The sequence below is a fragment of the Streptomyces sp. NPDC051684 genome, from assembly GCF_044453445.1.
Classification (GTDB): Bacteria; Actinomycetota; Actinomycetes; order Streptomycetales; family Streptomycetaceae; genus Streptomyces.
Genome location: NZ_JBITCS010000017.1, coordinates 151,172 through 177,356 on the forward strand (window position 1 = coordinate 151,172; position 26,185 = coordinate 177,356).

General features: G+C 72.8%; 23 protein-coding genes. 14 read left to right on the forward strand and 9 right to left on the reverse strand.

Annotation, left to right across the window (positions count from 1 at the left end):
- Positions 1–40: 40 nt before the first annotated feature.
- From ACIA8D_RS21850 to ACIA8D_RS21860, 3 genes are read right to left on the reverse strand one after another with little or no spacing between them, the layout of a single operon-like run.
- Positions 41–463 carry an arsenate reductase ArsC gene (locus tag ACIA8D_RS21850; RefSeq protein ID WP_399234529.1) on the reverse strand — a complete coding sequence of 141 codons (423 nt, stop codon included), beginning with the start codon at positions 461–463 and terminating at the stop codon, positions 41–43.
- A complete protein-coding gene (gene arsB / locus ACIA8D_RS21855; RefSeq protein ID WP_399234531.1) occupies positions 456–1,553 on the reverse strand; it encodes an ACR3 family arsenite efflux transporter in 1,098 nt (365 codons plus the stop codon). The genes ACIA8D_RS21850 and arsB overlap by 8 nt, the downstream gene beginning before the upstream one ends.
- Positions 1,550–1,957: an ArsR/SmtB family transcription factor gene (locus ACIA8D_RS21860; protein ID WP_399234533.1), complete on the reverse strand. Its 408-nt coding sequence runs from the start codon at positions 1,955–1,957 to the stop codon at positions 1,550–1,552. Before ACIA8D_RS21860 ends, arsB begins: the two co-directional genes overlap by 4 nt.
- Positions 1,958–2,036: 79 nt before the next feature.
- Between ACIA8D_RS21860 and ACIA8D_RS21865 the strand changes: the two genes are divergently transcribed.
- Together ACIA8D_RS21865 and ACIA8D_RS21870 are read left to right on the forward strand one after the other, a co-directional pair.
- Positions 2,037–2,513 carry an ArsI/CadI family heavy metal resistance metalloenzyme gene (locus ACIA8D_RS21865; RefSeq protein ID WP_399234535.1) on the forward strand — a complete coding sequence of 159 codons (477 nt, stop codon included), beginning with the start codon at positions 2,037–2,039 and terminating at the stop codon, positions 2,511–2,513.
- A gap of 121 nt (positions 2,514–2,634) precedes the next feature.
- Positions 2,635–4,029, forward strand: coding sequence for an NADP-dependent succinic semialdehyde dehydrogenase (locus ACIA8D_RS21870; protein ID WP_399234537.1), 1,395 nt, complete (start codon positions 2,635–2,637; stop codon positions 4,027–4,029).
- Here the strand turns inward: ACIA8D_RS21870 and ACIA8D_RS21875 are convergent.
- From ACIA8D_RS21875 to ACIA8D_RS21885, 3 genes are all read right to left on the reverse strand, one after another.
- On the reverse strand, positions 4,004–4,387 hold the full coding sequence (locus ACIA8D_RS21875; RefSeq protein WP_399234539.1) for a DUF2877 domain-containing protein: 384 nt from the start codon (positions 4,385–4,387) through the stop codon (positions 4,004–4,006). The genes ACIA8D_RS21870 and ACIA8D_RS21875 overlap by 26 nt on opposite strands.
- Before the next feature lie 466 nt (positions 4,388–4,853).
- Complete coding sequence (locus ACIA8D_RS21880) at positions 4,854–6,302, reverse strand: DUF1116 domain-containing protein (protein ID WP_399234541.1); 1,449 nt, start codon at positions 6,300–6,302, stop codon at positions 4,854–4,856.
- Positions 6,303–6,396: 94 nt separating this feature from the next.
- The gene (locus tag ACIA8D_RS21885) at positions 6,397–7,965 is read right to left on the reverse strand and encodes a transcriptional regulator (RefSeq protein WP_399234543.1); all 1,569 of its coding nucleotides are present in this window, start codon (positions 7,963–7,965) and stop codon (positions 6,397–6,399) included.
- A gap of 374 nt (positions 7,966–8,339) precedes the next feature.
- Between ACIA8D_RS21885 and ACIA8D_RS21890 the strand changes: the two genes are divergently transcribed.
- Positions 8,340–9,236 (forward strand): cytosine permease, encoded by an 897-nt coding sequence (locus ACIA8D_RS21890; protein ID WP_399234545.1) that lies wholly within the window; start codon positions 8,340–8,342, stop codon positions 9,234–9,236.
- Entirely contained in the window at positions 9,203–9,586 is a 384-nt protein-coding gene (locus ACIA8D_RS21895) for a cytosine permease (protein WP_399234547.1), read from the forward strand. Before ACIA8D_RS21890 ends, ACIA8D_RS21895 begins: the two co-directional genes overlap by 34 nt.
- On the opposite strand, the gene ACIA8D_RS21900 is transcribed toward ACIA8D_RS21895, so the two are convergent.
- Positions 9,567–11,135: a PucR family transcriptional regulator gene (locus tag ACIA8D_RS21900; protein ID WP_399234549.1), complete on the reverse strand. Its 1,569-nt coding sequence runs from the start codon at positions 11,133–11,135 to the stop codon at positions 9,567–9,569. The genes ACIA8D_RS21895 and ACIA8D_RS21900 overlap by 20 nt on opposite strands.
- Before the next feature lie 256 nt (positions 11,136–11,391).
- Between ACIA8D_RS21900 and ACIA8D_RS21905 the strand changes: the two genes are divergently transcribed.
- The 5 genes from ACIA8D_RS21905 to ACIA8D_RS21925 all read left to right on the forward strand — a co-directional run bounded on the left by ACIA8D_RS21905 (position 11,392) and on the right by ACIA8D_RS21925 (position 17,063).
- Complete coding sequence (locus tag ACIA8D_RS21905) at positions 11,392–12,402, forward strand: carbamate kinase (protein ID WP_399234550.1); 1,011 nt, start codon at positions 11,392–11,394, stop codon at positions 12,400–12,402.
- Between the two features lie 104 nt (positions 12,403–12,506).
- A complete protein-coding gene (locus ACIA8D_RS21910) occupies positions 12,507–13,640 on the forward strand; it encodes an acetamidase/formamidase family protein (protein ID WP_399234552.1) in 1,134 nt (377 codons plus the stop codon).
- 122 nt (positions 13,641–13,762) lie between these two features.
- Complete coding sequence (locus tag ACIA8D_RS21915) at positions 13,763–15,046, forward strand: amidohydrolase family protein (protein ID WP_399234553.1); 1,284 nt, start codon at positions 13,763–13,765, stop codon at positions 15,044–15,046.
- Between the two features lies 1 nt (position 15,047).
- Positions 15,048–15,617, forward strand: a complete 570-nt coding sequence (locus ACIA8D_RS21920; protein WP_399234555.1) for a DUF1097 domain-containing protein — start codon at positions 15,048–15,050, stop codon at positions 15,615–15,617.
- 93 nt (positions 15,618–15,710) lie between these two features.
- Positions 15,711–17,063, forward strand: a complete 1,353-nt coding sequence (locus ACIA8D_RS21925) for an esterase-like activity of phytase family protein (RefSeq protein WP_399234557.1) — start codon at positions 15,711–15,713, stop codon at positions 17,061–17,063.
- A 36-nt stretch (positions 17,064–17,099) separates the two neighbouring features.
- On the opposite strand, the gene ACIA8D_RS21930 is transcribed toward ACIA8D_RS21925, so the two are convergent.
- Positions 17,100–17,378 carry a hypothetical protein gene (locus ACIA8D_RS21930; RefSeq protein WP_399234559.1) on the reverse strand — a complete coding sequence of 93 codons (279 nt, stop codon included), beginning with the start codon at positions 17,376–17,378 and terminating at the stop codon, positions 17,100–17,102.
- A gap of 216 nt (positions 17,379–17,594) precedes the next feature.
- Positions 17,595–18,761, reverse strand: a complete 1,167-nt coding sequence (gene xylA, locus ACIA8D_RS21935; protein WP_399234562.1) for a xylose isomerase — start codon at positions 18,759–18,761, stop codon at positions 17,595–17,597.
- Positions 18,762–18,955: 194 nt separating this feature from the next.
- On the opposite strand from xylA, the gene xylB reads away from it, so the two are divergent.
- From xylB to ACIA8D_RS21960, 5 genes are all read left to right on the forward strand, one after another.
- Positions 18,956–20,404, forward strand: a complete 1,449-nt coding sequence (gene xylB, locus ACIA8D_RS21940) for a xylulokinase (protein WP_399234563.1) — start codon at positions 18,956–18,958, stop codon at positions 20,402–20,404.
- Between the two features lie 317 nt (positions 20,405–20,721).
- Positions 20,722–21,912: an ROK family protein gene (locus tag ACIA8D_RS21945; protein ID WP_399234564.1), complete on the forward strand. Its 1,191-nt coding sequence runs from the start codon at positions 20,722–20,724 to the stop codon at positions 21,910–21,912.
- A 487-nt stretch (positions 21,913–22,399) separates the two neighbouring features.
- Positions 22,400–23,005, forward strand: a complete 606-nt coding sequence (locus ACIA8D_RS21950; RefSeq protein WP_399234566.1) for an N-acetylmuramoyl-L-alanine amidase — start codon at positions 22,400–22,402, stop codon at positions 23,003–23,005.
- A 146-nt stretch (positions 23,006–23,151) separates the two neighbouring features.
- Complete coding sequence (locus ACIA8D_RS21955) at positions 23,152–24,411, forward strand: GAF domain-containing protein (RefSeq protein WP_399234568.1); 1,260 nt, start codon at positions 23,152–23,154, stop codon at positions 24,409–24,411.
- Positions 24,412–24,560: 149 nt separating this feature from the next.
- Positions 24,561–26,084: an aldehyde dehydrogenase family protein gene (locus ACIA8D_RS21960; protein WP_399234570.1), complete on the forward strand. Its 1,524-nt coding sequence runs from the start codon at positions 24,561–24,563 to the stop codon at positions 26,082–26,084.
- Positions 26,085–26,185 lie beyond the last annotated feature (101 nt).

Consider the following 26,185-nt stretch of genomic DNA (forward strand, 5'->3'; position numbering starts at 1 on the left):
TCCCCTCCGTTGGCACGGTGCCAACGGTCCGGGCGGGGCGTCAGACGGTTGGCGCCGGTGCGATGTCGTCGATCAGCGCGCGGACGCGTTGTTCGATCTCGTCGCGAATGGGGCGCACGGCGTCGACGCCCTGGCCCGCCGGGTCGGCCAGTTGCCAGTCCAGGTAGCGCTTGCCGGGGAAGACGGGACAGGTGTCGCCGCAGCCCATGGTGATGACGACGTCGGAGGCCCGGACCGCGTCGACCGTGAGGACCTTGGGGACCTCGGCGGAGACGTCGATACCGGTCTCGGCGAGGGCCTCGACGACGGCCGGGTTGACCGTCTCTGCCGGGGCGGAGCCCGCCGAGCGCACCTGGACACGGTCGCCCGCGAGGTGGGTGAGGAAGGCGGCCGCCATCTGGGAGCGTCCGGCGTTGTGGACGCAGACGAACAGCACCGACGGCCGGGGCGCGGTGTCAGACACGGAGGGCCTCCTCCTGCTCCGCGGCGGGCGCCGGGGCGGGGAAGTAGCGGCGCGCGTACAGGGCCACGTAGACCAGGCCGATCAGGACGGGCACCTCGATGAGGGGGCCGACCACCCCGGCGAGGGCCTGCCCGGAGGAGGCGCCGAAGGTAGCGATGGACACGGCGATGGCCAGTTCGAAGTTGTTGCCCGCGGCCGTGAAGGCGAGCGTGGTCGCGCGCGGGTAGTCGAGGGCGACGGCCCTGCCCAGGAGCATCGATCCGGCCCACATGAGCGCGAAGTAGACCAGCAGCGGCAGCGCGATGCGGACCACGTCCACCGGCTGACTGGTGATGGCGTCGCCCTGGAGCGCGAAGAGGATGACGATCGTGAACAGCAGTCCGTACAGAGCGAACGGGCCGATGCGCGGGATCAGTTTCGCCTCGTACCAGGCGCGGCCCTTGGTCTTCTCCCCTATGCGGCGGGTCAGGTATCCGGCCGCGAGCGGGATGCCCAGGAAGATCAGGACGCTGCGGGCGATCTCCCACACCGACACGTCCAGGCTGGTCTGTTCCAGGCCGAGCCGGCCGGGCAGCACCTGGAGGTAGAACCAGCCGAGCGCCGAGAACGCGATCACCTGGAAAAACGAGTTGAGCGCGACCAGGACGGCGGCGGCCTCACGGTGGCCGCAGGCCAGGTCGTTCCAGATGATGACCATGGCGATGCAGCGCGCGAGACCGACGATGATCAGGCCGGTGCGGTACTCGGGCAGGTCCGGCAGGAACAGCCAGGCCAGGGCGAACATCAGGGCCGGGCCGACGATCCAGTTCAGCAGCAGCGAGGGCAGCAGCATGCGCCGGTCACGGGTCACGGTGTCGAGGCGGTCGTAACGGACCTTGGCCAGGACCGGGTACATCATCACGAGCAGGCCCAGCGCGATCGGCAGCGACACCCCGCTCACGGTCACCGTGGCCAGCGCGTCACCGAACCCCGGGATCAGGCGGCCAAGCCCGAGGCCGACGGCCATCGCGGCGAGGATCCACACGGCCAGGTAACGGTCGAGGAACGACAGCCGCCCGGCCACGCTCTGTTCGGTTGCGTCCAGGCTCACGAGGCAGCACCGGCCGTCTCGCCACGGTCGGGCAGCGGGGTGCCGGCCGGGCGGGTCAGGATGCCCGCGAGACGGTCGGTCATCTCCGGCAGCAGCCAGTAGTAGACCCAGGTGCCGCGCCGCTCGCAGTCGATCAGTCCGGCCTGCCGCAGCAGCTTGAGGTGGTGCGAGATGGTCGGCTGCGACAGGTCGAAGGCCGGGGTCAGGTCGCACACGCAGACCTCCCCGCCCGCCTGTGAGGCGATCAGCGACAGCAGCCGCAGCCGCACCGGATCGCCCAGTGCCTTGAACACCTTCGCCAGCTCGACAGACTGTTCCTCGTCCAGCGGGGCGGTCAGCAGGCCGGGACAGCACTCCTCGGCGTCCCCGGCCTGCCCCAGCACCACAAGCTCTCGATTCGACATCCCTCTATATTGACATCCATCAATCCAATGGCGCAAGGTTGCATCGACAGACATCGATACAACCCGACTGGAGACCGCCATGTCCCGCGCCCAGCTCGCTCTGCGTGTCAGCGACCTCGAAGCGTCGATCACCTTCTACTCGAAGCTGTTCGGCACCGAACCGGCCAAGCGTCGTGCGGGCTACGCCAACTTCGCCATCGCCGAGCCGCCGCTGAAGCTCGTCCTCATCGAGGGCGAGCCCGATCGGGAGACCCGGCTCGACCACCTCGGCGTCGAGGTCGAGTCGACGGACCAGGTCACCGCGGCCACGGACCGACTCAAGGACGCCGGCCTCGCGACGTTCGAGGAGAACGACACCTCCTGCTGCTACGCCCTACAGGACAAGGTGTGGGTCCACGGCCCCGGCCGGGAGCCCTGGGAGGTGTACGTCGTCAAGGCCGACGCCGACGCCCTCGGCAAGAGCGCGCAGGCCGCGACCGACGGCGCGCAGGGCTGCTGCACGAGCCCGGCCGAGACCGGCGCGACGGCCGCGGCGGAGTGCGCCTGCGGGCAGTGAGCCGACGCGCGGACGTCTGACCGGTCGCGCGGCGGGTACCCGCTGATCCCCCGCGGCCCGCGTTGCGCGCGTGCGTGGTGCGCGGGAAGGTCGAAGGAACCCCGCAGAGGAGGTCGGCAGCATGCCCATCGCGACGGTCAACCCGGCGAACGGCGAGACACTCAAGACGTACGAGGCGCTGCCTCCGGAGGAGATCGAGCGCAGGCTCGCCCTCGCGGCGAGCGCCTTCGACTCGTACCGGACGACGACGTTCTTCGACCGCGCGAGGCTGCTGCAACGGGCCGCGGACCTGCTGGAGGCGGACGCGCCGGACATCGCCCGCGTGATGACGACCGAGATGGGCAAGCCGGTCGCGGCGGCCCGCGCCGAGGCGTTGAAGTGCGTGAAGACGATGCGCTGGTACGCGGAGCACGCGTCGGAGCTGCTCGCGGACGAGCATCCGGCGAATGCGGACGTGAAGGATTCGGGCGCGGCGCGGGCGCACGTGCGCTACCGGCCGCTCGGCCCTGTGCTCGCGGTGATGCCGTGGAACTTCCCGCTGTGGCAGGTCGTCCGGTTCGCCGCGCCCGCCCTGATGGCGGGGAACGTCGGCCTGCTCAAGCATGCGTCGAACGTGCCGCAGACCGCCCTCTACCTGGAGGATCTCTTCCGCCGGGCCGGCTTCCCCGAGGGCTGTTTCCAGACGTTGCTGATCGGATCGGGCGCGGTCGAGGGCATTCTGCGCGACGAGCGGGTGGTCGCGGCGACCCTCACCGGCAGCGAACCGGCCGGCCGCTCCGTGGCGTCGATCGCGGGCGACGAGGTGAAGAAGACGGTCCTGGAGCTGGGCGGCAGCGACCCGTACGTGGTGCTGCCCTCGGCGGATGTGGCGAAGGCGGCGAAGACGGCAGTCACGGCGCGCGTGCAGAACAACGGCCAGTCGTGCATCGCGGCCAAGCGGTTCATCGTGCACGAGTCGGTGTTCGAGGAGTTCCGCGAGGCGTTCGTGTCGGGCATGCGCGCGCTGCGGGTGGGCGATCCGCTCGACGAGGACACGGACGTCGGCCCGCTCTCCAGCGAGCAGGGACGCAGCGATCTGGAGGAGCTGGTCGACGACGCCGTCGAGGGCGGCGCGACCGTGTTGTGCGGCGGGCAGCGGCCCAAGGACTTCGCCGACCGCGGCTGGTTCTACGAGCCGACGGTCATCGCCGATGTGACCCCGGAGATGCGTATCCACCAGGAGGAAACGTTCGGCCCGGTGGCGACCTTGTACCGGGTCGCGGACCTGGACGAGGCGATCGCCGTCGCCAACGACACGCCCTTCGGGCTGAGTTCCAACGTGTGGACCCGGGACGAGGACGAGATCGAGCGGTTCACCCGTGACAGCCAGGCGGGCGGCGTCTTCGTCAACGGTATGACGGCCTCGCACCCGGCCCTCCCCTTCGGCGGCGCGAAGCGCTCCGGTTACGGGCGTGAGCTGGCGGACCACGGCATCAAGGAGTTCTGCAACATCACCACGGTGTGGATCGGAGCCTGAGGGCGGCGGGTTCCGGGCGCCGCGAGGGCCGCTGACAGAGCCGCGCCCCCGCGCACAACCCATGCAGCAGGTCGCTGCCGGAACTGTGTCCCACGACCAGCAGGTCGGCCACCGGCGCGGCCAGGTCGGCACCGGCAGAGGCCGCGTGCAGCACGGCCGCCACCTGGGGCACGCAGTGGCCGTCGGCCGCGTGCCGCAGCAGCGCGGCCGAGACAGGGGGCGTTCGCGTTCCGGCCCGGAGTACGACGGCTGCCAACGTGGGCAGCCAGCCGGGTGGCCGCGGGCGGAGTCGGGCCGCCAGGAGCAGCCCGCACAGGAAGTCGTCGCCGGACGGGGTGGCCCCCGGACCCAGCCCCAACAGGGACTCGACCGCCCGGTGTTGAATCTGCGGGGATTCGTGCGCGAGGGCGCGGATGAGTGCGGTCGAGGCCGCTCGGGCCTCGGTCGCCAGAGGTCGGGGCGGGCGCAGCAGCGCGAGCCGGGCGAGGACGACCGGGCCGCGCGGGATGTCCTGGGCCGGGGCGGCGACCAGATCACCCCTGCGGTCAGGCGCAGGTGCCCGACCGCGGCGCGGCCGCCCCCGACCCGCCCCACACAGCCCACGCGCACTCCGTCGAACGGCCGCTCCCCCGCCGCGCGCGGAAGGACGACCGCCGTCGGCACGCGCACGGCCTGCGGCGCGAGCACGGCGAGCGGGGTGTCACCGTCGTACGGCAGCAGGTACAGGGCCTGCCGGGCGACGGCGAGCACCCTGGCCGGGCGGGGCGGCCCGGCCAGGACGTCGCGCGCGAGGGTGCTCACCGTGCAGGGCAGCCAGGCCGGGCTCATGGCCTGGCTGCGGCGGGCTCCGGCACCGCGAACGCCTCCAGCGCCTTGCGGAAGCACTCCAGCGGCGCGTGGGCCAGGCCCGCGCCGATCTGCCCGATGCCGGGTTCGCGGTGCGCGATGCCGGTCGTGACGACCGGTTCGATGCCCGTGTCGAGGACGGCCCGTACGTCGATGCCGACCGGTGAGCCGACGCCTCCGAGGGCCGGCAGGCGGTAGGCCTCGTGCCGGGCCAGCGTGATGCGGGCCATGTCACGGCTGGTACGCAGCGCCTCCTGCACGGTGCCGCCGACGAAGCCGGTGATGGCGGGCGCCGCGGCGAGGGCGAAGCCGCCGAGGCCGTTGGTCTCCGTGATGGCGCTGTCGCCGATGTCGGGGTTGGCGTCCTCGGGCCCGTATCCGGCGAAGTACAGGCCCCGCACCTCGGCGGCGGGCGCCGTGAACCAGGCGTCGCCCAGGCCGCTGACGCGGATGCCGACCTCGACGCCGTTGCGGGCGAACGCCGTGACGAGCGTGGAGTGGGCGACGCCGTGGGCGGCGGAGGTGGCGAGTTTGGCGGCGGCCATCGAGAAGTTGAGGAACCAGTAGTGGTTCTCCGCGAGGAAGTCGAGGACCTCGGGACCCTGCGGTACGCGGGCGAGCGGCGCCGCGATGTCCCGCAGCAGCAGCGCCGAGGCGGCGGTGTTGCGGCTGTGGCACTCGTCGCCCATCTGGAGCGCCTGGGCGACGACGGAGCGCAGGTCGACGCCGTCGGACCGGTCGGCAAGGGCGGCGCGCAGCGCGGGGGCGAGCACGTCGGCCATCCAGCGCAGCCGGTCCATCACGTCGTCGCCGAGCGCGCCGTAGCGCAGACAGCGCCCCGCACCCTCGTTGAGGTTGGCGTGGGCTCGGCGTCCGGTGGCCGGGTCCTCGACGACGAGCACGGGCATGGACGGGGAGGTGATGCCGCCCATGGGGCCCACCGCCTCGTGGTGATGGCACGGCTCGAAGCGCAACGCGCCGGTGTCCGCGAGGAGTTCGGCCTGTTCCGGGGTGTCGGCCCAGCCTTCGAGCAGTGCGGCGCCGATGACACCGGCGCGCATCGGGCCGCACATGTCCTCCCAGTCGACGGGCGGCCCGGCGTGCAGCAGGACCCGTTCGCCGGTGGCGCGGTCGTCGAGGACCGGCAGGACGTCGCGGGCCGTGCGCACGTCGCGCCACACGGGCCGCACGGCGAGCAGCCGGTCGACGGCGGTCCGGTTGGCGGCCTCGACGGCTTCGTGGCCGGTGAGTTCGGCCAGCTTCCAGGCGAGATCGGGGTCGCCGCCCGCGGGCGGCCGCCAGTCGAGGGTGGTGACGTGGGCCCCGGCGGTGCGGGGCACGTCGGCGAAGTCGGCCACGCCGACGGCGGCGATACGGGGCGGCGTGTCACCGGCGCGGAGCAGGTCGGGTGCGAGGTGCGGGGTCATGGGCGGCCTCCTGAAGGGCGGGCGGAAGAAGCGGGCGGGCGAAGGAGCGCGGGAGGGGCGACGGAACCAGTCATCCGCCGGGACCACGCCCCGCTCACCGTCCCGCCCTCCCCTGCGCCGCCAACTCCCCTGCCTTCCTGTGGGGTTGGCCGGGCTGCGTGAGCAGCGACACCGCCCACTCGGCCGCGTCCGTACTCGTCGGAGCCATCACCGCGCCCGCCTTCTCCAAGCGGGCGCGGACCGCGTCCACGTTCTGCGGGTCGCCCTCCGTGCCGACGACGAAGGCGATGACCGGCGGACGGCGCCGGTCCCCCACGTCCTCCAGCTCCGCGGCCAGGGCCTCGGCCGGGTCCGGGCCCGCGCCGTGACCGAGGACGACATCCAGGACCACGGCCGCCGTGTGCGGGTCGGTGAGGGCGGCGCGCAGGTGGGCGGCGCGCACCGTCGGGTCGATCATCGGGTGCGGGCGGCCCGCGGTGTAGGCGTCGTCGCCCAGGTCGAGCACAAGGTGGCGCTCCGGCAGGTCGATCGCGTGGTCGGGCACGTACGGGTCGGCCTCCGTGGCGGCGTCGGGCCGCAACTGGCGTGCCTCGTAGGCGAAGGTGCCGCCCGCGTACAGGGCGCGCAGATACCGGCCGGGGCCGGGTGGCACCGTCGGAGGCGTCCACGAGGGCGCCGGCGCCCCGCCGAGCGTTCGCAGCGCCTCCCGGGCCGCGTCGCGCAGCGTGCCGACGACGGTGACGGACCCCACCGTCCTGGGCCTTTCGGTGCCGAGGAACGCCGCGACGACCGGCTTGCCCGCGCGACCCGCCCGTTCGACGACGCGTTCGGCGACGTCGGGGGCGGGCGGCTTCGACACCAGCACGATCAGCTCGCAGCCGGGATCGGCGGCCAGCAGGTCGAGCGCGTCGAGCGTGGTGCGCGCGCCGACCTCGGCACTGAGGTCGCGGCCGCCGGTCCCGATCATCTGGCGGACGCCCTCGCCGGCCGCGTCCAGCAGGCACGACACCTGTTGAAGTCCGGTCCCCGAGGCGCCGATCAGACCGACGCGCCCGGGCCGCAGCGCATTGGCGAAGCCGACCGGGACGCCGTCCAGGACGGCGGTGCCGCAGTCCGGACCCATGGCGAGCAGGCCGAGCCGGTGGGCCTCCTCCTTGATGCGGATCTCCTGGTCGACGGGGACGTTGTCGCTGAAGACGAAGGCGTGCATGCCGCCGCGCAGCGCCTTGAGGGCTTCGGCCGCCGCGTACGGACCGGGGGTGGAGATCAGGGCGAGCGCGGTCGCCGGATCCGCCTCGCCGAGGGCGCGCGGCACCCAGGCGTCGGGCTCGGAACTCTCGGAGGCGGCGGGTTGTTCGAGCAGCGCGGGCACCTCGGCCAGGGCGTGCTCGATGGCGTCGGCGGTGCCGCGCAGCGCGACGATCAGATCGGCGGGGCGTGCGGCGCGGCCCTCGTCGGTGAGGAGTTGGGCGTCGTCGAGCAGCCGCAGGTTGGGTTCGGTCGCCATGACGAGGCTGGCGGCCGTGATGCCGGGCAGCCCGGTGAGGTGCTGGGCCGCGCGCATCAGGGCGACGGAGTCGGCGTAGGCATCGCACCGCACGGAGTTCGACGTGAAGGTGTCCGGGGCGGGGTGGCCGTCGGTGGCGGGCGGGGTGGGCTCCATGGCTTCGACGCTACGGGCGCCGGCCGGGCCCGGTCTTCGGCGAACGGTGCCAGCACACGGGCGTGGATCACCGGCAGCGGCTGACAGTGACCGGGCCGCCGAGCGCGCACCAGCATGGTCGGGGACACCCGCAGCCGTATCCCGTCGGACCGCTCACCGACGCCGACGGCCTCCACCTCGACGTACGAGAAGCGCCGAAGGCCCCGGCATCGGCGCATCAGAAGCAGGCAACCGAAAGGTGTCCCTCATGCCCGTCCCCCCCCCCGCCCCCGCCTCCGGACCCCCGCACCCGCACCCGGCGGGCCGCCGCCGCCACCGAGGACTTCGCCGACGAGCGGCTGCCGCCGGGCAGTGCGCGCCCCACCCTGTCGATCATGCTGGTGCGGATGGGGTTCACGGTCTCGGCGACGGACCTCCTCTACGGAATGTCGCTCGGTCTGTTCTTCCCCTTCTGGACCGCGCTGTTGATCGCGCTCGGCTCCTCCCTCGTAGTGAGCGCGGTGTCGATCCTGTGCGGGCTGATCGGCCGCCGGGAACGCATCACCACGGCGCTCGGGCTGCGGGCCGCGTTCGGGCGTGGCGGCAGCCGGATCCCCTCGTTCGTGATCGCCCTGCTGTCCGCCGGGTTCGTCGGCTACAGCACGGGCATCACGGCCGGGGTGCTGCCCGGCGGGCGCGACCCGTGGCTCGGTCTCGTGTACTGCGTAGTGCTCAGCGCCGCGTACACGGCGGTGTCGATCGTCGGGTTCAGCAAGGGGCTGACCTGGGTGGGCCGGATCAGTGTGCCGCTGATGCTGGTGACCGTACTGGTAGCGGTCGTGGCGACGGTGGAGCACGCGGGCGGGCTCGGCGCCGTCGTCGGCAGCGAGCCGGTGCGGGCCGGGGAGGCGACGGCGCTCGGCCTGTTCGCCCTCGGGATCAACAAGTGGATGACGGGGGCGACCGTCACCCCGGACATCACCCGGTTCGCCCGCAACGACACCGCCGTGTGGACGACCACCATCGCCGAGTTCGTCGTCGGCAACCTCGGTTTCAACCTGCTCGGCATCCTGCTGGGCCTGGGGGTCGGCGAGTCCGACATGGGCGCGGCGTTCGGCATCGTCGGTGTGGGGGCGCTCGCCACGGTCGCCATCTTCGTGCAGGGCTTTCCGCACGAGGTCAACAACATGTACGCGGCGTCGCTCGCGGGACGGTCGGCGTTCGACGTGCCGCGCATCGCGGTGAACGTCGTCGCGGGGTGCTCGCGTGCGGGCTCGCGTACTACGGACTGACCGCCGGCATCCTCGACGCCTTCCTCACGTACCTCGGCTATCTCGGCTATGCCGTCCCGCTGATCCCGGGGATTCTGCTCGCCGACTACTTCCTTGTGCGGCGCGGCAGTTGCGACCTGTCCGAGGCGGCGGTGGCAGCGGTCAACTGGCGGGCGGTGGTGGCGTTCGCGGTGGGGCTCGGCATCAATCTCGTCCTCGGGTTCGTGCTGGAGGACGAGCTGTGGCACGTGCTGCCGCTGACCGGGGCGGTGCTGTATCTGCTGCTCTCGGTTCCCCAGCTGCGCCGCCCATCTCCGGCCGTCGCGGGGATCGGCCCCCGTCCGGCCGGCGTCAGTGAGAGCGCGCGCTGAGCAGTCGGTGGGCGTGGACGGCGAGTTCCGTCTGGAGCCGGCGCATCGGGTCCTTGTCCGGTGCGCCGGTGAGCCGTTCGATCTGCTTGAGGCGGTAGCGCAGGGTGTTGTAGTGCACGTGGAGTTCCTCGGCGGCCTCGACGCCGTTGCGGTCGTGGCGCAGATACACGGTGAGGCTGTGCACGAGGCTGCCGTCGTGTCCGGCGTCGTAGTGCAGCAACGGGCCGAGGGCGTCGTCGACCAGTGCCTGGAGTTCGCCCGCGGGCAGCTGGTCGAGCAGCCGGTACACCCCGCTCTCCTCGTGGAGCCGGACGAACGACCTTACCGGGCCCTCCAGTTCACGGCCCAGGGCGAGCGCGCTGAGCGCCTCGCTGTGGCTGAGGTGCAGTTCGGCGAAGTCGGCGCGGACCGTGCCTGCCGCGACGGCGACGGCCCGCCCCGGACAGGCGGCGGTGACGGCCCGGCGCAACTCCTCGCACCGGCGGCGCAGTTTGTCGCCGTCGGGAGCCACCAGCGCGGTGAGGCCGCCGGGGGTGCCCCAGGCCGGTGTGTGGGCGCCGAGCGCGGTGCGGGCGGCGGCCAGCAGGCGCTCCTCGGTGAGGCGGACGTCGCCGCTGTCGGGCGTGGCCGCGGCCTCGACGACCACGGCGGCACGCGGCCGCTCCAGGTCCCAGCCGAGCGCCGCCGCCCGACGCGCCGACTCGGCCCGGTCGCGCGGCGGATGGGAGACCAGTTCGGTCAACAGCAGGGTGCGGTAGCGGCGTTCGCGCTCGGCCAGCACACGTTCCTGGACGGCGAGCATCCCGGCCAGGCTCGCCACATGGTCGGCGGCGGTGTCCCACTCCTCGTCGGGTACGCAGCCGGGCCCGGCCCACAGGGCGACCTCGCCGCCGCTACGGTGGCCGACGGCGATCGGCCGGGTCACGGACGCGGGGACACCGTCGGGCACGTCCCCCGCCGCCGCGAGGAGGGCGCCGTCCGGCCCGCGGATCGCCGCGGCGCAGCCGGTCTCCGCCGCCAGCAGGACGACGAGTTCGCCGTAGGAGCCGCCCCCGAGGACGGCCTGCGAGAGCCGGTCGCGCAGCGCCTGCGAGCGCTCCAGGCTGAGCGCCTGCCGGTTGAGTACGGTGCCGATGACCTCGGAGAGGATGTCGTTGAGCATGACATCGCCGGGCAACTCGACGATCGGGAAGCCCAGCTCGTCGGCGCGGCGCAGCATCGGGACGGGCAGCCTCGGCAGGTAGGGGCCGACCTTCACGCCGAGGGCCGCGAGGCCGCGGGCGGCGAGCTCGGGCACCAGGCCGGTGAGCGCCTGCTCGTCGTCGCGCACGGCGTAGGCGGTGGTGAGCAGGAATTCCCCGCCGCGCATCCAGCGAATGATGTCCGGCACTTCCATGATGTTGGCGACCCTGATGCCGCGCCGCGCGCCCGCCCCGCCGGCCGCCAGGTGGGCGCCCGCGAGCGCGGGCAGCTCCAGCGCCTGGGCCACGGTCAGGGCCGCGGCGCCGGCGGGGCGAGGTGCCGTCACGGTGCGCGTAGCAGGGGTCACGCAGCTCACTATGGGCGCCGCCGCGGGGGCTGTAAACGCTCGTGACACAAGGTTGTATACGATTCTTCGCCACGGTGACGGCGTCCCGGACCACCCCCATCCGCTCGCCCCTGAGGCACTGTCAGCGAGCGTCAACGCCCCCGCGCACACTCTGGCACCGACTGCCCATGACCCCTGCGCCCACCGTTCCTATCGTCCTGACATGCCTCCAGGATCCGCGCCCTCACCAGCCGCTTCCCCGGTACGGCCGCCTGCCGTGACGCGCCGCACCGCCCCTGTCACGGTCCTCGCCATCGGCGGCAACGCGCTCCTCAACGGCGGCCCACGCGCCACCATCGCGGAACAGTTCGCCTCCGCACGGCAGTTGGCGCGCCCGGTGGCCGCACTCGTGCGTGCGGGGCACCGCGTGGTCGTCACGCACGGCAACGGTCCGCAGGTCGGCTTCATCAAGCGGCGCGCCGACCTCGCGGCCCAACTGGCCCCCGAACTCCCGCTGCTCGACCTCGACATGTGTGTCGCCGACTCGCAGGGCAGCATCGGCTACATCCTGGTGCGCGGCCTCTGCGACGCGCTGCCGGCCGGCTCCCGGCCCGTGGCACTGCTCACGCACACCGTCGTCGACCCGGACGACCCGGCGTTCGCCCGGCCCACCAAGCCCATCGGCACCCACTACGAGCGCGCGGAGGCGGAACGGCTCGCCGCCCGGCACGGGTGGACCGTCGCCGACGACGGGGGGCGCGGGTGGCGTCGCGTCGTCCCCTCACCCACGCCGCAGGCGGTGCTGGAACTGGACGCCGTCGCCGCCCTGTTGGACGCGGGGCTTGTCGTGGTGGCGGGCGGGGGCGGTGGCATCCCCGTCACCCGGGGCCCGGACGGGGCGCTGTGCGGCGTGGAGGCGGTCGTCGACAAGGACGCGACGTCCGCGCTGCTCGCCTCGGCGCTGGGCGCCGACGAGCTGATCGTGACGACCGGGGTCGAGCGGATCGCCCTCGACTGGGGCACCCCGGACCATCGCGACCTCGACCGGATGGACGCGGCGCAGGCCCGCGAGCATCTGGCGGCGGGCCAGTTCCCCGAGGGCAGCATGGGGCCGAAGGTCCGTGCGGCCCTGGACTTCCTCGCGTCCGGCGGCCACCGTGTGCTGATCACGTCGCCGGGCGCGCTGAGCGAGGCGCTGCACGGGAGGACGGGCACGCGCATCGTCCCGACGGCCCGGACTGTCCGGTCGGTCAACACCAATGGCAACACGACGGCTTCGGAGCCGTAACACACCGACAGCAAGATCGTCCCTGCCGACGGCTCCCCTTCCCTACCCTCGCCCTCCCGCTCCGCCCCCTCTCCCCATCTCCTCACGGCCGAAGGACCTCTCATATGACGCTGACCTCCGCCGCCCTCTCCCCCGACGCCCTGCCCGTCGACGGCCGCCACCACCTGTCCACCACGCCCGACACCGCCCGCTGGGGCGTGCTCCCCCGCGCGGACAGCGCCCCGGTGCTGAAGGTCGACGACGGCGACACGGTCACGCTCGATCTCGTCTCCCACGAAGGGATCCTGCCGGACCAGGGACGCGACCCGGTGGAGTTCTTCGGCGGCTACGGAGTGCCGGCCCACGAAGTGCCCCGCGACGCACAGGAGATCGCGGCGTCCGACCTCGGCCGCGAACTGGAGGGCCTGATCGGCCCGCACATCGTCACGGGCCCCGTCGCGGTGCGCGGCGCCCGTCCCGGTGACCTGCTGTGCGTGCGCACCCTGAGCCTGCACCGGCGTACGCACTACGGCATCGTCTCCAACCGGCACACCCGAGGTTCGCTTCCCGACGAACTCCCGGACCCGGACGCCGAGTTCACGGGCCCCGACACCAAACGCGTCCGCGAGGGCACGGTCTCCTCGTTCTGCACGGTCGAGCGCGACGGCGACGGCGCCGAGTTCGGCGTGCTGCGCTGCACGCCGACGCTGAGCGCGCGCTTCCCGCTCGGACCGTTCGTCGGGATCATGGGCGTGACGGACGACAGTGCGGACACACTCAGTTCGGTGCCGCCGGGCCCCTTCGGCGGCAACCTCGACATCAAGCACCTGACCTGCGGCTCGACCCTGTATCTGCCCATACGTACCGAGGGTGCGGGCTTCTACGCGGGTGACCCGCACTTCGCGCAGGGCAACGGCGAGGTGGCACTCACTGCCCTGGAGGCGCCGCTGCGGGCCACCGTCCAGTTGTCCGTGGTGCGCGGCGAGGCGGCACGCCGGGTGACCGGGCTGCTCGCGGAGCCGTTCGCCGAGACGCGTACACACTGGATCCCGTTCGGGCTCGACGCCGATCTCGACGAGGCGATGCGCAAGTGCGTGCGCAGCGCGCTCGGCTTCCTCACGGCGCGCACCGGCATGGACCGGGCCACCGCGTACGCGTATCTCAGCGCGGCGGCCGACTTCGAGGTCTCGCAGGTGGTCGACCAGATCAAGGGCGTCCACTGCCTGATCCGCAAGGCGGACTTCCCCGCCGAGACGTAGCCACCGATCCGATCCCCGACCCAGGTCGCGCCCGCACGCACCGCACACCCGCACCCGCACCCGCACCCGCACCCGCACCCGCACTTGACCGTCACGCATCTCTCGACCGAAGGAGAACCACCGTGACCGCTCTGCTGCTGCGCCATGCGCGTGTGGAGGACTCGCCCGACCCGACCGACATCCGCGTCCGCGGCGGACGGATCGAGGCCATCGGCCCCGGTCTCGCTCCGCCGGACGAGGCCGGCGCCGAAGTCCTCGACTGCGCGGGCCGTGTCGTCGTGCCCGGCCTGATCGAGGCACATCTGCACCCGGACAAGGCACTGCTCGACGGACTGACCCCGGAGGGCACCGGTTCCCTCGCGGACGCCATAAGGATCACCGCACAACTCAAGGCCGGGTTCACCTACGAAGAGGTACGCGCGCGTGCCGAGCAGGTGCTGCGCATGTGCGTGGTGAACGGCACCACGACGATCCGCGCCCATCCCGACGTCGATCCGGTGGCGGGCCTGACCGGGCTCAACGTCCTGCTCGAACTGCGCGAGAAGTGGGCGGCGCTGGTAACCCTCCAGGTCGTCGCGTTCCCCCAGGAGGGCATCCTCAAGGCTGCCGGCACGGAGAAGCTGCTCCGTGAGGCACTCGATTCCGGCGCCGACGTGATCGGAGGCTGCACCTACAACGAGGCGTCCCTCGCCGACTGTCACCGGCACGTCGAACTGGTCCTCGACCTCGCGGCGGAGTACGGCGTCCCGGCCGACATGCACGCGGACTTCGGCGACGACCACGGCGACAGCCGCTTCGCGCTCGCCGAGTTCATCGCCGCGCGCGCCGCCGAACGCGGCCTGCAGGGACGGGTGACCCTCGGCCACGCCACCTCCCTCGCCGGGCGCCCGCCCGCCGAACGCGGCGCCGCCCTCGCCGCGCTCGCGGCGGCCGGGGTCGCGATCGTGCCGCTGCCCGCCACCGACCTGTTCCTGGGCGGTCGCGGCGACGACACGGCGCCACGTCGCGGCCTGGCCCCCGTACGTGAACTCTGGGACGCGGACGTCCTCACCGCCTGCGCCACCAACAACATCCGCAACGCCTTCACCCCCTACGGCACCGGGGACGTCCTGGAGACCGCGCTGCTGCTCGCCCGCGTCGCGCATCTGTCGGGCCCGGCCGATCTGCGCCGGGTGCTGCGCATGGTGACGTACGACGCCGCGCGCGTGATCGGCATTCCGGAGGCGGACTACGGGGTGCGTGAGGGGGCGGTGGCGGACCTCGTCGTCCTGGACACCCGCGACCACGCCACGCTGCTCCTCGACCGTCCCGCGCGTACGGCCGTGATCAAGTCGGGCCGGGTGGTGGCCCGTTCGGCGGTCACCACGGAACTCGACGGTTCCCTCGTCGCGGGCGAGGTGGCCTGACATGGCTGAAGCGACGACAGGGACCAGCACGACCGCCGCGATTGCGCCCGTGGTCCGGGAGCGTATTCCGCACGAGATCGTGGCATCGGTGCTCGCCGCGACGACCGCGTTCGTGGGCGGCACCGCACTGCATCTGCCGCCCTGGGCGATCTTCATTTCGTGGGCGGGCATGTTCCTGATGGGCGGCCCGAGCCTCGCCGGCGCGCGCCGGATGTGGTGCGCGATGCCGGTGGGCTCGACGTACGCGCTGCTCATCGTGCTGCTGGAGACCCACGCGGGCACGGCGTTCGGGGAGAGCCAGCTGGCCAGGAACGCGTTCGGGGCGCTGTGCATTCTCGTCCTGAACAGCGCGCTCATGTACACGGGCCGGGTGCGGTTCTTCTCGCTCATCCCGGGCATGTTCTTCGGGTTCGCCAGCTACTTCGCGACGTTCTTCGGCGGGTTCGGCTTCGACGCCGGCAATCCGTGGGCGGCCTGGGTGTGCGTGGTCGCGATGAACGCGCTCGGCCCGGTGTACGCCTGGCTGTCGAACGCGCTGACGTTCCCGGTGGAGATCAAGTCGCCTTCCTGAGCCGCCCTGTTCACCCCGGTGTCACTCCGTGTTCGGGGCGGGGGCCGACTGTGTGCGCTGTACGTACACGTCATTCGCGCACCAGGAGGCCCCATGTCCCCGCTCGTCCCCGGTAAGCGCCGCGTCCTCGGCCGTTCCGTCGCCGCGGGTGTGCCGCTCGCGGCACTGGTGGCGCTCGGTGTGGCACCGGCCGCGACGGGCACGCCCACCGGTGCGAAGGCCGCCGAGGTCACCGGCAGCGCGACGCTCGGGGACCTGCCGCTGGGCACGTTCAGCAACGCCCTGCTGCCGGGCACGGTGGACAACGACCGGGGCGTGGACCTCGGCGGCATCGGCTCGGACCTCTACCCGGCGGGCCGCAAAGGCGAGTTCTGGACGGTCACCGACCGCGGCCCGAACGGCCAGATCAAGGTGGACGGCACCAAGCGCCGCACGTTCCCGGTGCCCGGTTTCGACCCGGCCGTCGTGAAGATCCGCGTCACCGGCGACCGGGTGAAGGTCCTCGACGCGATCCCGCTCACCACGAAGTCCGGCAAGCCCGTCACCGGCCTGTCGAACCAGGAGGCCCGCGACGAGAAGCCGTACTCGTACGACGCCAAGAGCCCGCTCCCGTACAACCCGAACGGTCTCGACACCGAGGGCATCGTGCGTGCCGCGGACGGCAGCTTCTGGCTCGTCGACGAGTACGGTCCCTCGCTCGTGCACGTCTCCGCGGACGGCCAGGTCCTCGCCCGGCACGTGCCCAAGGGCTTGGATCTCCAGGGCGCCGACTACCCGGTCGTCGAGTCGCTGCCGTCCGTGCTGCTGCACCGCAAGGTCAACCGGGGCTTCGAGGGGCTCGCCCAACTGCCGGGCGGGGACCTCGTCCTCGCGGTGCAGAGCCCGCTGTCGCTGCCGGACGAGGACGCGGGCGAGGCCTCGCGGACGACGCGGCTGCTGCGGTTCTCGCCGAAGAGCCGGGCCGTCACGGCGGAGTACGCCTACCGCTTCGACCCGGTGGACGTGGTGGACCCCGGCGAGGAGGACCCCTCCGAGCTGAAGATCTCGTCCGTCGTCGCGGTCGGCGGCGACCGGCTGCTCGTGGAGGAGCGCACCGACAAGGCGGCCCGGCTCCAGGAGGTGCGGCTGACGCGCGGCGCCGACATCCTGGGCGGGCGCTGGGACGACGCCACGACGTCCCCGTCCCTGGAACAGCTGGACGACCCGGCGGCGCGGGGGGTCCCGGTGCTGGACAAGCGCCTCGTGGTGGACCTGAACACGGTCGACGGCGTCCCGGACAAGATCGAGGGCATCGCGCTCGGGGGTCGCGACACCCTCGCGCTCATCAATGACAACGACTTCGGGATGACCGACGGCGCCGAGGCGTTCGACGCGGACGGGCGGCTCGTGGACAGCGGCATCGAGACGAAGGTGACGCATGTGAAGCTGCCGAAGGGCGCTCTGTAGGAGCACGTCCCGCGAGGCGGGCTCAGCGCGGTGGGCTCAGCCGCCCAGCTCGCTGGGCAGCTCGCTCGGGAGTTCGCTGGGCAGTTCCGAGGGGAGTTCGCTCGGCAACCCGCTGGGCAGTTCGCTCGGCAGGTTGCTGGGCAGCGAGGACGGCAGCTTGCTCGGGATACTCAACGACGGTGAGGGCGTAGCCCGTTCGCTGCTCTTGTCCGGCGACTTCTTGTCGTCGCCGGAGGAGCCGTCGCGGCTCGCCACGAGGACGACGGCGCCCACGATCACCACGAGCGCGACGAGCGTCGCGATCACCAGGAACATCCGCCGGTCGGTACGGCGCGGCCCCTGGGGCGGCGGCGCACCGAAGCCTCCGGGCGGTGGCGCGTCGTTCGGCGGCGGGGGCGGCTGCGGTGGCACCGGCGGTAAGGACACCCCTCCAGAATTGCCCCCTTGCGCCCAACGCGCGAGCCCCTCAGGGAAGTTGACCGACCGGACGGCGGACGTCCGGCCGGTCAACCCTTTCCCACGGGGGCGGGGTCAGGCGCGCACGCCCAGCAGGTGGTCCATCGCCAGCTGGTCGAGGCGCTCGAAGGCCATCCCGCGCTCGGCGGCGGCGTTCACGTCGAACTCCTCGAAGGCGCTCTTGTCGGCGAGCAGCCCGGACAGGCCGTCGGCGGCGGTCGGCTGCGCGAGCTCGTCCAGGCGCGAGGCGGCGAGGGCCGCCTGGACCTCCGGGTCGTCGCGGAAGGCGGCGGCCCGGTCCTTGAGAATCAGGTAGTTGCGCATGCAGCCGGCGGCCGAGGCCCACACGCCCTCGAAGTCCTCGGTCCGCGGCGGCTTGAAGTCGAAGTGCCGCGGGCCCGCGTAGCCGGCCTGCTCCAGGAGGTCGACCAGCCAGAACGCGGCGCGCAGGTCACCGGCGCCGAAGCGCAGGTCCTGGTCGTACTTGATGCCGGACTGGCCGTTGAGGTCGATGTGGAACAGCTTGCCCGCCCACAGGGCCTGGGCGATGCCGTGCGGGAAGTTGAGGCCCGCCATCTGCTCGTGGCCGACCTCGGGGTTGACCCCGTACAGCTCGGGCCGCTCCAGGCGCTCGATGAACGCGAGGGCGTGGCCGACCGTGGGCAGCAGGATGTCGCCGCGCGGCTCGTTCGGCTTGGGCTCGATGGCGAACTTGAGGTCGTAGCCCTGCTCGGTGACGTACTCGCCGAGGAGGTCGAATGCCTCCTTCATGCGGTCGAGGGCGTCGCGGACGTCCTTGGCGCCGCCGGACTCGGCGCCCTCGCGGCCGCCCCACGCGACGTAGGTCTGGGCGCCCAGCTCGGCGGCGAGGTCGATGTTGCGGATGACCTTGCGCAGGGCGTAGCGGCGCACGTCGCGGTCGTTGGCGGTGAAGCCGCCGTCCTTGAAGACCGGGTGCGTGAACAGGTTCGTGGTGGCCATCGGGACGACCATGCCGGTGGCGTCGAGGGCCTCCCGGAAGCGCTTGATGTGCCCTTCGCGCTCGGACTCGGAGGAGCCGAACGGGATCAGGTCGTCGTCGTGGAAGGTCACACCGTGGGCGCCGAGCTCGGACAGGCGCCGCACGGACTCCACCGGGTCGAGCGCCGGTCGGGTGGCGTCGCCGAACGGGTCGCGGCCCTGCCAGCCGACGGTCCACAGACCGAAGGTGAACTTGTCGTCAGGGGTGGGCTGGTACGTCATCTTGCGGCTCCCTCGCCGACTATTTCGTCATGGCGCTTTACAAATTAGTATGCGGGAACGCCGCTGGGAAGAGCCGACCGCGTCACAGACCGAGATGTCCCGAGATCGACCGACCCCGAGAAGATCCACCGACCCCAGATCCAGCGCCCCCGAGATCGACCGACAGACATTTCCCGAGCTTTCAGGAGAGCCGCATGTCAGCTGCCGATGGACCCCTCGTCGTAGGAGTCGACAGTTCCACGCAGTCCACGAAGGTCCTGGTCGTCGATGTCGCGACGGGCGCGACCGTGGCGAGCGGGCAGGCGCCGCACACCGTGACCTCCGGCGCGGGCCGCGAGAGCGACCCCGAGGAGTGGTACCGGGCGCTGCGCGAGGCCCTGGCCCAGTGCGGCGACGTGGCCCGGCGCGCCTCGGCGGTCTCGGTCGGCGGGCAGCAGCACGGCCTGGTCACGCTGGACGTGCGGGGGCGGCCGGTGCGGCCCGCGCTGCTGTGGAACGACGTGCGCTCCGCGCCGCAGGCCGCCCGTCTGGTGGACGACCTTGGCGGGGCGAAGGCGTGGGCGGAGCGGTTCGGCAGTGTGCCGGGCGCGTCGTTCACGGTCTCGAAGTGGGCGTGGCTGGCCGAGCACGAGCCCGAGGCGGTGCGGGCCACGGCCGCGGTACGGCTGCCGCACGACTACCTCACCGGACGGCTGACCGGCGCCGGCACGACGGACCGGGGCGACGCGTCCGGTACGGGGTGGTGGGCGTCGGCGACCGAGACGTACGACGAGGACGTGCTCGCGCGCGTGGGGCTGGACCCGGCGCTGCTGCCGCGAGTGGTGGCACCGGGCGAGACCGCGGGCACGGTGCGTGCCGGGGACGACCTGCCCTTCGCCGAGGGCACCCTGGTGGCGCCGGGCACCGGCGACAACGCGGCCGCCGCGCTCGGCCTCGGCCTGCTGCCGGGCACCCCCGTGCTGAGCCTGGGGACGTCGGGCACGGTGTACGCGGTGTCGCGCAACCGGCCGACCGACCCCTCCGGCACCGTCGCCGGTTTCGCGGACGCGCGCGGCGACTGGCTGCCGCTGGCCTGCACCCTCAACTGCACGCTCGCGGTGGACCGGATCGCCGCGCTGCTCGGCCTGGACCGGGAGGCGGTCGAGCCGGGCGGCACGGCGACGATCCTCCCGTACCTGGACGGCGAGCGGACGCCCAACCTCCCGGACGCCTCCGGCCTGTTGACGGGGCTGCGGCACGACACGACCGGCGGCCAGCTGTTGCAGGCGGCGTACGACGGGGCGGTGCACGCGCTGCTCGGCGCCCTCGACCGGGTCCTCGACGCGGACGCCGACCCCGCGGCTCCGCTGCTGCTCATCGGCGGCGGGGCGCGCGGGACGGCCTGGCAGGAGACGGTGCGGCGCCTTTCGGGGCGCGCGGTGCAGGTGCCCGAGGCCGGCGAACTCGTGGCACTGGGAGCGGCGGCGCAGGCCGCGGGCGTACTGACCGGCGAGGACCCGGGGGCGGTCGCCCGCCGCTGGGACACGGCGCGGGGTCCGCTGCTGGAACCGGTGGAACGGCGGGACGAGACGACGCTGGAGCGGATCTCGGGGGTGCTGGCGGGCGCGGGGGCGCTGCTCGGGAACGGTGTTGGGGACGGGTGAGGCGCAGGCGACGGGCTCGTGCGACGGGTGAAGCCCGCACGACGGGCGCGCGTGACGGGCTCGCGTGACGAGCAAGGCCGCGCTACGGGCGCACGCGACGGGCTCACCCGCCGAGCGATGCCCGCACGACGGACTCGCGCCACGAGCTCGCGCGACGACCAAGGCCGCACGACGGACTCACACGCCGGACTCGCGCGACGAGCGCAGCCCGCACGACGGGCTCACGCTACGAGCTCGCGTGACGAGCAAGGCCCGCGCCACAAGCGAAGCCCGCCCTCCGGAACACCCCACCTCACCGCCCCTGGGAGCATGAGCGCATGACCGCACCACTGCACCGGCCGCGCCCGGGCACGTCCGACACCCAGCAGGCCATGCGCCGCCGCAACCTGTCCCGCGTCATGCACGCGGTCGCCGCCGAGGGGCCGCTCTCGCGGGCCGCGGTGGCGCAGCACATCGGTCTGACCCGGGCGGCCGTGTCCACGCTCGTCGACGAGTTGATCCGGGCGGGCCTGCTGGAGGAGCTGGGGCCCCAGCGCCCCGGCGGTGTGGGTCGCCCCGGTTCGGCGCTCGCCGTCAGCGGCCAAGGCCCCGCCGGACTCGGCGCCGAGGTGGGCGTTGACCATCTCGCCGTGTGCGCGGTTGACCTGCGGGGCGAGGTACGGGCGCGGGCCCGGCGCCGCGTGAGCAACCGGGGGCGCGCCCCGAAGCCCGTACTGGACGAACTCGCCGACCTCGTACGAGAGGTGGGCGGCGACGCGGAGGCGGCCGGGCTCCGGTCAGCCGGGCTCGCGATCGCCGTGCCGGGCCTTGTCGCGCGCGGCACCACGACCGTCGTGCGCGCCCCCAACCTCGACTGGCACGACACGGACATCGCGGCCCTCCTGCCGGTCGACGTGCCGGTCACCGTCGAGAACGAGGCGAACTTCGGCGCCCTCGCCGAACTGTGGCTCGCCGAGGACTCCCCCGCCGACTTCCTCCACGTGTCGGCGGAGATCGGCATCGGCGCCGCGCTCGTCGTCGATGGCCAACTGTTGCGCGGAACAAGGGGGTTCGCGGGCGAGCTGGGCCATGTTCCGGTACGCCCGGAGGGCCCCGCGTGTCCGTGCGGCGGGCGCGGATGCCTTGAGCAGTACGCGGGCGAGGAGGCGGTGCTGCGCGCCGCTGGCATCGAGCCGGGCCCCGAACGGGTGTCACTGCTGGCCGAGCGCGCCGCCGACGGCGACACGGCGACGCGCCGGGCTCTGCGCTCGGCCGGCACCGCTCTCGGCATCGCGCTGACGGGCGCGGTCAACCTCGTGGACCCGCGCGCGGTCGTCCTCGGCGGCGCGCTGTCACATCTGGCGCCCTGGCTTCTGCCGTCCTTGGAACGGGAGTTGACGCGTCGTACGGCATCGCCGGAGGACGGCGTCATCGCCTCCGGGCTCGGCTCGGACGGGCCGCTACTGGGGGCGGCGCACTCGGTGGTGCGGTCGGTGCTGGACGATCCGACGGGGGCGGTCGCCGCCTGACGGCGGAGGCGGTGAGGGCCCGCCCCGAGTGCCACTGGACGGGACCTCTGATATGCGGTTGTTCACATTGCGCCGGTTGTCCACAGATCTTCCGCGCCCTCTTCCGCCCCAACCAGCGGGCGCCGTACCGTAATTCACGCGAGGCGCCGCACTCCCGCCCGTCCGGCGGGTGGCGGCGCGCGCACGGGAAAGGGGGATTCCTGTGACGGGGGACGTCAGCAAGAGCATCGGGTCACCATCGAGGCCGGTCCAGGTCTACGCGTGTTCCCTGGCGGGCATACGGCTGGTGCCAGGCGCCGTCCACCGCACACGCAACGCACCGCGGGCAGCACGCACGGCCGTGTGAGAGCGCGGCGTCCGTGCCGCGCGCCGCACACCGCCCCGCTCCCACCACACTCCCCCGCACGCACCCCCACCGCACCGACCCACCGCACCGACCCCGCCCCACCGAGCCCCGCCCCACCGGTGACCGAGAGGCAGGATTGACATGGACCGAGCAAGTGGATCATTTCCGAGCCGCCGCCGACTGCTCCAACTCGGCGCGCTCGCCGCGGCACCCACCGCACTGCTGGCCACGGGCCGGGCCGAGGCCCTGCCACTGGCGACGGTGGACTACCCGAAGGCCGAGTCCGTTCCGGCGAGCAAGTCCAACTACACGGTGGCCAACCGCCCGCTGACGTACCCGGTCGAGTTCGTGATCGTGCACGTCACGCAGGAGGACTACGCGACCACGCTCAACATCTTCAAGAACCCGGCCAAGCAGGTCTCGGCGCACTACGTCGTGCGCTCCTCCGACGGCCACATCGCCCAGATGGTGCGGGAGAAGAACGTCGCCTGGCACGCGGGAAACTGGGACTACAACACGCGCAGTATCGGCATCGAGCACGAAGGGTGGGTCGACAAACCGGAGTACTTCACCGAGGCGATGTACCGGGAGTCGGCGGCGCTGACCGCGTCGATCTGCACGCGCTACGGCATCCCGAAGACCCGCGACCGGATCATCGGCCACGTGGAGGTGCCCGGCGCCGACCACACGGATCCGGGGCCGAACTGGGACTGGAACCGGTACATGCGGTTGGTCGCCGCTGCCTGATCCCGGCGGGCCCGGCCGTGACCACACCCGTGAGTGGCATGTGCCGAATCGCCCGATCCGTGTTCTGCTCCTTGTCGGCCCGCTCCCCCGGGGTGACGATGGTCGCGCCACCGCACCGTCGCGAAGGATCCCGCCTGGAGGCCGCGTTGACCGATCAGTGGGTCGCCCTGGAGCCGGGCACGGACCCGTCCGAGCGGGTCCGGGCGCTGCGCCGCGCGCACGAGCGGTTCACGGCGGCGGGCACCGTGGTGCGTCCGGTGCGCCCGGTCGTCGCCGCGTCCTGGCGCCGCTCGGCGGGCGCCCACGTCAGCCCGGACGGCTCGGCGTCGGTGGAGATGCCCGAGGGCGATCTCGGCAGCTACCGGGCGGAGCATCCGCTGGCCCGCGTGATGCCGCTGTTCCGCGAGCTGATGGGCACGTTCGCGGCGGACGGCGAGCACCTGCTCGCGGTGTGCGACGCGCACGGCAGGCTGCTGTGGGTGGAGGGCCACACCGGTACGCGGCAGGCGGCGGGCCGGATGAACTTCGTGCCGGGCGCCCGCTGGTCGGAGTCGGCGATGGGGACGAACGCGCCGGGCACGGCCGTCGCGGTCGACCGCCCGGTGCAGGTCTTCGCGGCCGAGCACTTCATCCGCAAGGTCCAGCCGTGGACCTGCGCGGCGGCCCCCGTGCACGACCCGCACACCGGACGCCTCCTGGGAGCCGTCGACATCACGGGCGGCGACCGTCTCGCGCACCCGCACAGCCTGGCGTTCGTCCAGGCGGTGGCGCGCGCGGCGGAGTCCCAGCTCGCCCTGCTGGCCCCGCCGTCCGCGACGGAGCCGGCGCTCCGCCTGACCGCCCTCGGCCGCGACGACGCTCTCCTCCTCACCCCGGCCGGCCACAAGCTCCGCCTCAGCCGCCGCCACAGCGAGCTGCTCGTCCTCCTCTCCCGCCACCCGGAGGGCCTGACCGGCGACGAGCTGATGTGCTTCCTCTACGAGGACGAGTCCGTGACACCGGTGACGCTGCGGGCCGAACTGGCCAGGCTGCGCCGCGTGCTGGGCCCCGACGTACTTCGCTCTCGCCCCTACCGGCTCTCGGCGCCCGTCGACTCGGACCTCAGCACGGTCGAGCGCCGCCTCGCCTCCGGAGCGGTCACCGCGGCGGCCTCCGCGTACAGCGGGCCGCTCCTGCCCACCTCTCAGGCGCCAGCCGTGGCCCGCATCCGGCACCACCTCGCGGACGAGCTCCGGGCCGCGCTCATCGCCCGCGGCGACCCCGACCTGCTCGCCGACTGGGTGCACGCACCGTGGGGCGAGGACGACCTGGACGTCTGGCGCGCACTCGCGGCGATCCGCCCGACGCCGCCGGTCCTGGCCCGCCTCGCCGCGCTCGACGACGAACTGCGCTCCCCGGCCCCGTAGGCGGACACCGCCTCCGTAGGCACCGCTTCCCGTAGACACCGCCTCCCGTAGACACCGCCCCCGTACGCAACGTAGCTGCAACGTCCGGACTCCTAGCCTCCTCTGCGAACGCTGCCCAAAGGCGGGCAGCCGCACAGGAGGCAGCCACCATGACCCGCTACGCAGCGCCCGGCACCCAGGGCTCCGTCGTCTCCTACCAGGCCCGCTACGACCACTTCATCGGCGGCGAGTACGCGCCGCCCGCCCGCGGCCAGTACTTCGAGAACCCGAGCCCCGTCAACGGACAGCCGTTCACCGAGATCGCCCGCGGCACCGCCGAGGACGTCGAGCGCGCCCTCGACGCCGCGCACGCCGCCGCGCCGTCCTGGGGCCGCACCTCCCCTGGCGCCCGCGCGGACATCCTCAACAAGATCGCCGACCGTATGGAGCAGAACCTCGAACTCCTCGCGGTCGCGGAGAGCTGGGAGAACGGCAAGCCGGTCCGCGAGACCCTGGCCGCCGACATCCCCCTCGCCATCGACCACTTCCGCTACTTCGCGGGCACGGTCCGCGCGCAGGAGGGCTCCCTCTCGGAGATCGACGACGACACGGTCGCCTACCACTTCCACGAGCCGCTCGGCGTCGTCGCGCAGATCATCCCGTGGAACTTCCCGATCCTGATGGCGACTTGGAAGCTGGCCCCGGCGCTCGCGGCCGGCAACGCGGTCGTCATCAAGCCGGCCGAGCAGACCCCGGCCTCCATCCACGTCTGGCTGGATCTGGTCAAGGACCTGATCCCGGCGGGCGTGGTCAACGTCGTCAACGGCTTCGGCGTAGAGGCGGGCAAGCCGCTCGCGTCGTCGTCCCGGGTGGCGAAGGTCGCCTTCACAGGCGAGACCACGACGGGCCGCCTGATCATGCAGTACGCCTCGGAGAACATCAAGCCGGTCACCCTCGAACTCGGCGGCAAGTCCCCGAACATCTTCTTCGACGACGTCTGGGCCAAGGACGACGACTTCCGCGACAAGGCCCTCGAGGGCTTCACCATGTTCGCCCTCAACCAGGGCGAGGTCTGCACCTGCCCGTCCCGCGCGCTCATCCAGCAGGGCCACTACAACGAGTTCCTCGAGGCGGCCGTCGCCCGCACCGAGGCCATCAAGCCCGGCCACCCCCTGGACACCGACACGATGATCGGCGCCCAGGCCTCCAACGACCAGCTCCAGAAGATCCTTTCGTATCTGGACATCGGCCAGCAGGAGGGCGCGAAGGTCCTCACGGGCGGCAACCGCATCGAGTACGACGGCGAGCTGGCGGGCGGCTACTACGTCCAGCCCACCATCTTCGAGGGCTCCAACCGCATGCGGATCTTCCAGGAGGAGATCTTCGGCCCGGTCGTCTCGGTCGCCTCCTTCGCCGACTACGACGACGCCATCAAGATCGCCAACGACACGCTGTACGGCCTCGGCGCCGGGGTATGGACCCGCGACATCAACACGGCATACCGGGCGGGCCGTTCGATCCAGGCGGGCCGCGTCTGGACCAACTGCTACCACGCGTACCCGGCGCACGCGGCGTTCGGCGGCTACAAGCAGTCCGGCATCGGCCGCGAGAACCACAAGATGATGCTGGACCACTACCAGCAGACGAAGAACCTGCTCGTCTCGTACTCGGCGCAGCAGCTCGGGTTCTTCTAGGAGACACGAAACGGCGCCTGACCTGGTCTCTTCAGGCCGGGCGCCCGTCCGTGGCCGCCGACGGCGACCGCCCATCCTTGGCCTCGCAGCCGGCGCGACGG

Coding starts and splice junctions, on each gene's coding strand:
- ACIA8D_RS21925 (WP_399234557.1), top strand. CDS start 15,711: ATGTCCCCGCTCGTCCCCGGTAAGCGCCGCGTCCTCGGCCGTTCCGTC.
- ACIA8D_RS21870 (WP_399234537.1), top strand. CDS start 2,635: ATGCCCATCGCGACGGTCAACCCGGCGAACGGCGAGACACTCAAGACG.
- ACIA8D_RS21945 (WP_399234564.1), top strand. CDS start 20,722: ATGACCGCACCACTGCACCGGCCGCGCCCGGGCACGTCCGACACCCAG.
- xylA (WP_399234562.1), bottom strand. CDS start 18,761: ATGACGTACCAGCCCACCCCTGACGACAAGTTCACCTTCGGTCTGTGG.
- ACIA8D_RS21885 (WP_399234543.1), bottom strand. CDS start 7,965: ATGGAGCCCACCCCGCCCGCCACCGACGGCCACCCCGCCCCGGACACC.
- ACIA8D_RS21880 (WP_399234541.1), bottom strand. CDS start 6,302: ATGACCCCGCACCTCGCACCCGACCTGCTCCGCGCCGGTGACACGCCG.
- ACIA8D_RS21890 (WP_399234545.1), top strand. CDS start 8,340: ATGCTGGTGCGGATGGGGTTCACGGTCTCGGCGACGGACCTCCTCTAC.
- ACIA8D_RS21865 (WP_399234535.1), top strand. CDS start 2,037: ATGTCCCGCGCCCAGCTCGCTCTGCGTGTCAGCGACCTCGAAGCGTCG.
- ACIA8D_RS21960 (WP_399234570.1), top strand. CDS start 24,561: ATGACCCGCTACGCAGCGCCCGGCACCCAGGGCTCCGTCGTCTCCTAC.
- ACIA8D_RS21920 (WP_399234555.1), top strand. CDS start 15,048: ATGGCTGAAGCGACGACAGGGACCAGCACGACCGCCGCGATTGCGCCC.
- xylB (WP_399234563.1), top strand. CDS start 18,956: ATGTCAGCTGCCGATGGACCCCTCGTCGTAGGAGTCGACAGTTCCACG.
- ACIA8D_RS21860 (WP_399234533.1), bottom strand. CDS start 1,957: ATGTCGAATCGAGAGCTTGTGGTGCTGGGGCAGGCCGGGGACGCCGAG.
- ACIA8D_RS21910 (WP_399234552.1), top strand. CDS start 12,507: ATGACGCTGACCTCCGCCGCCCTCTCCCCCGACGCCCTGCCCGTCGAC.
- ACIA8D_RS21930 (WP_399234559.1), bottom strand. CDS start 17,378: ATGTTCCTGGTGATCGCGACGCTCGTCGCGCTCGTGGTGATCGTGGGC.
- ACIA8D_RS21950 (WP_399234566.1), top strand. CDS start 22,400: ATGGACCGAGCAAGTGGATCATTTCCGAGCCGCCGCCGACTGCTCCAA.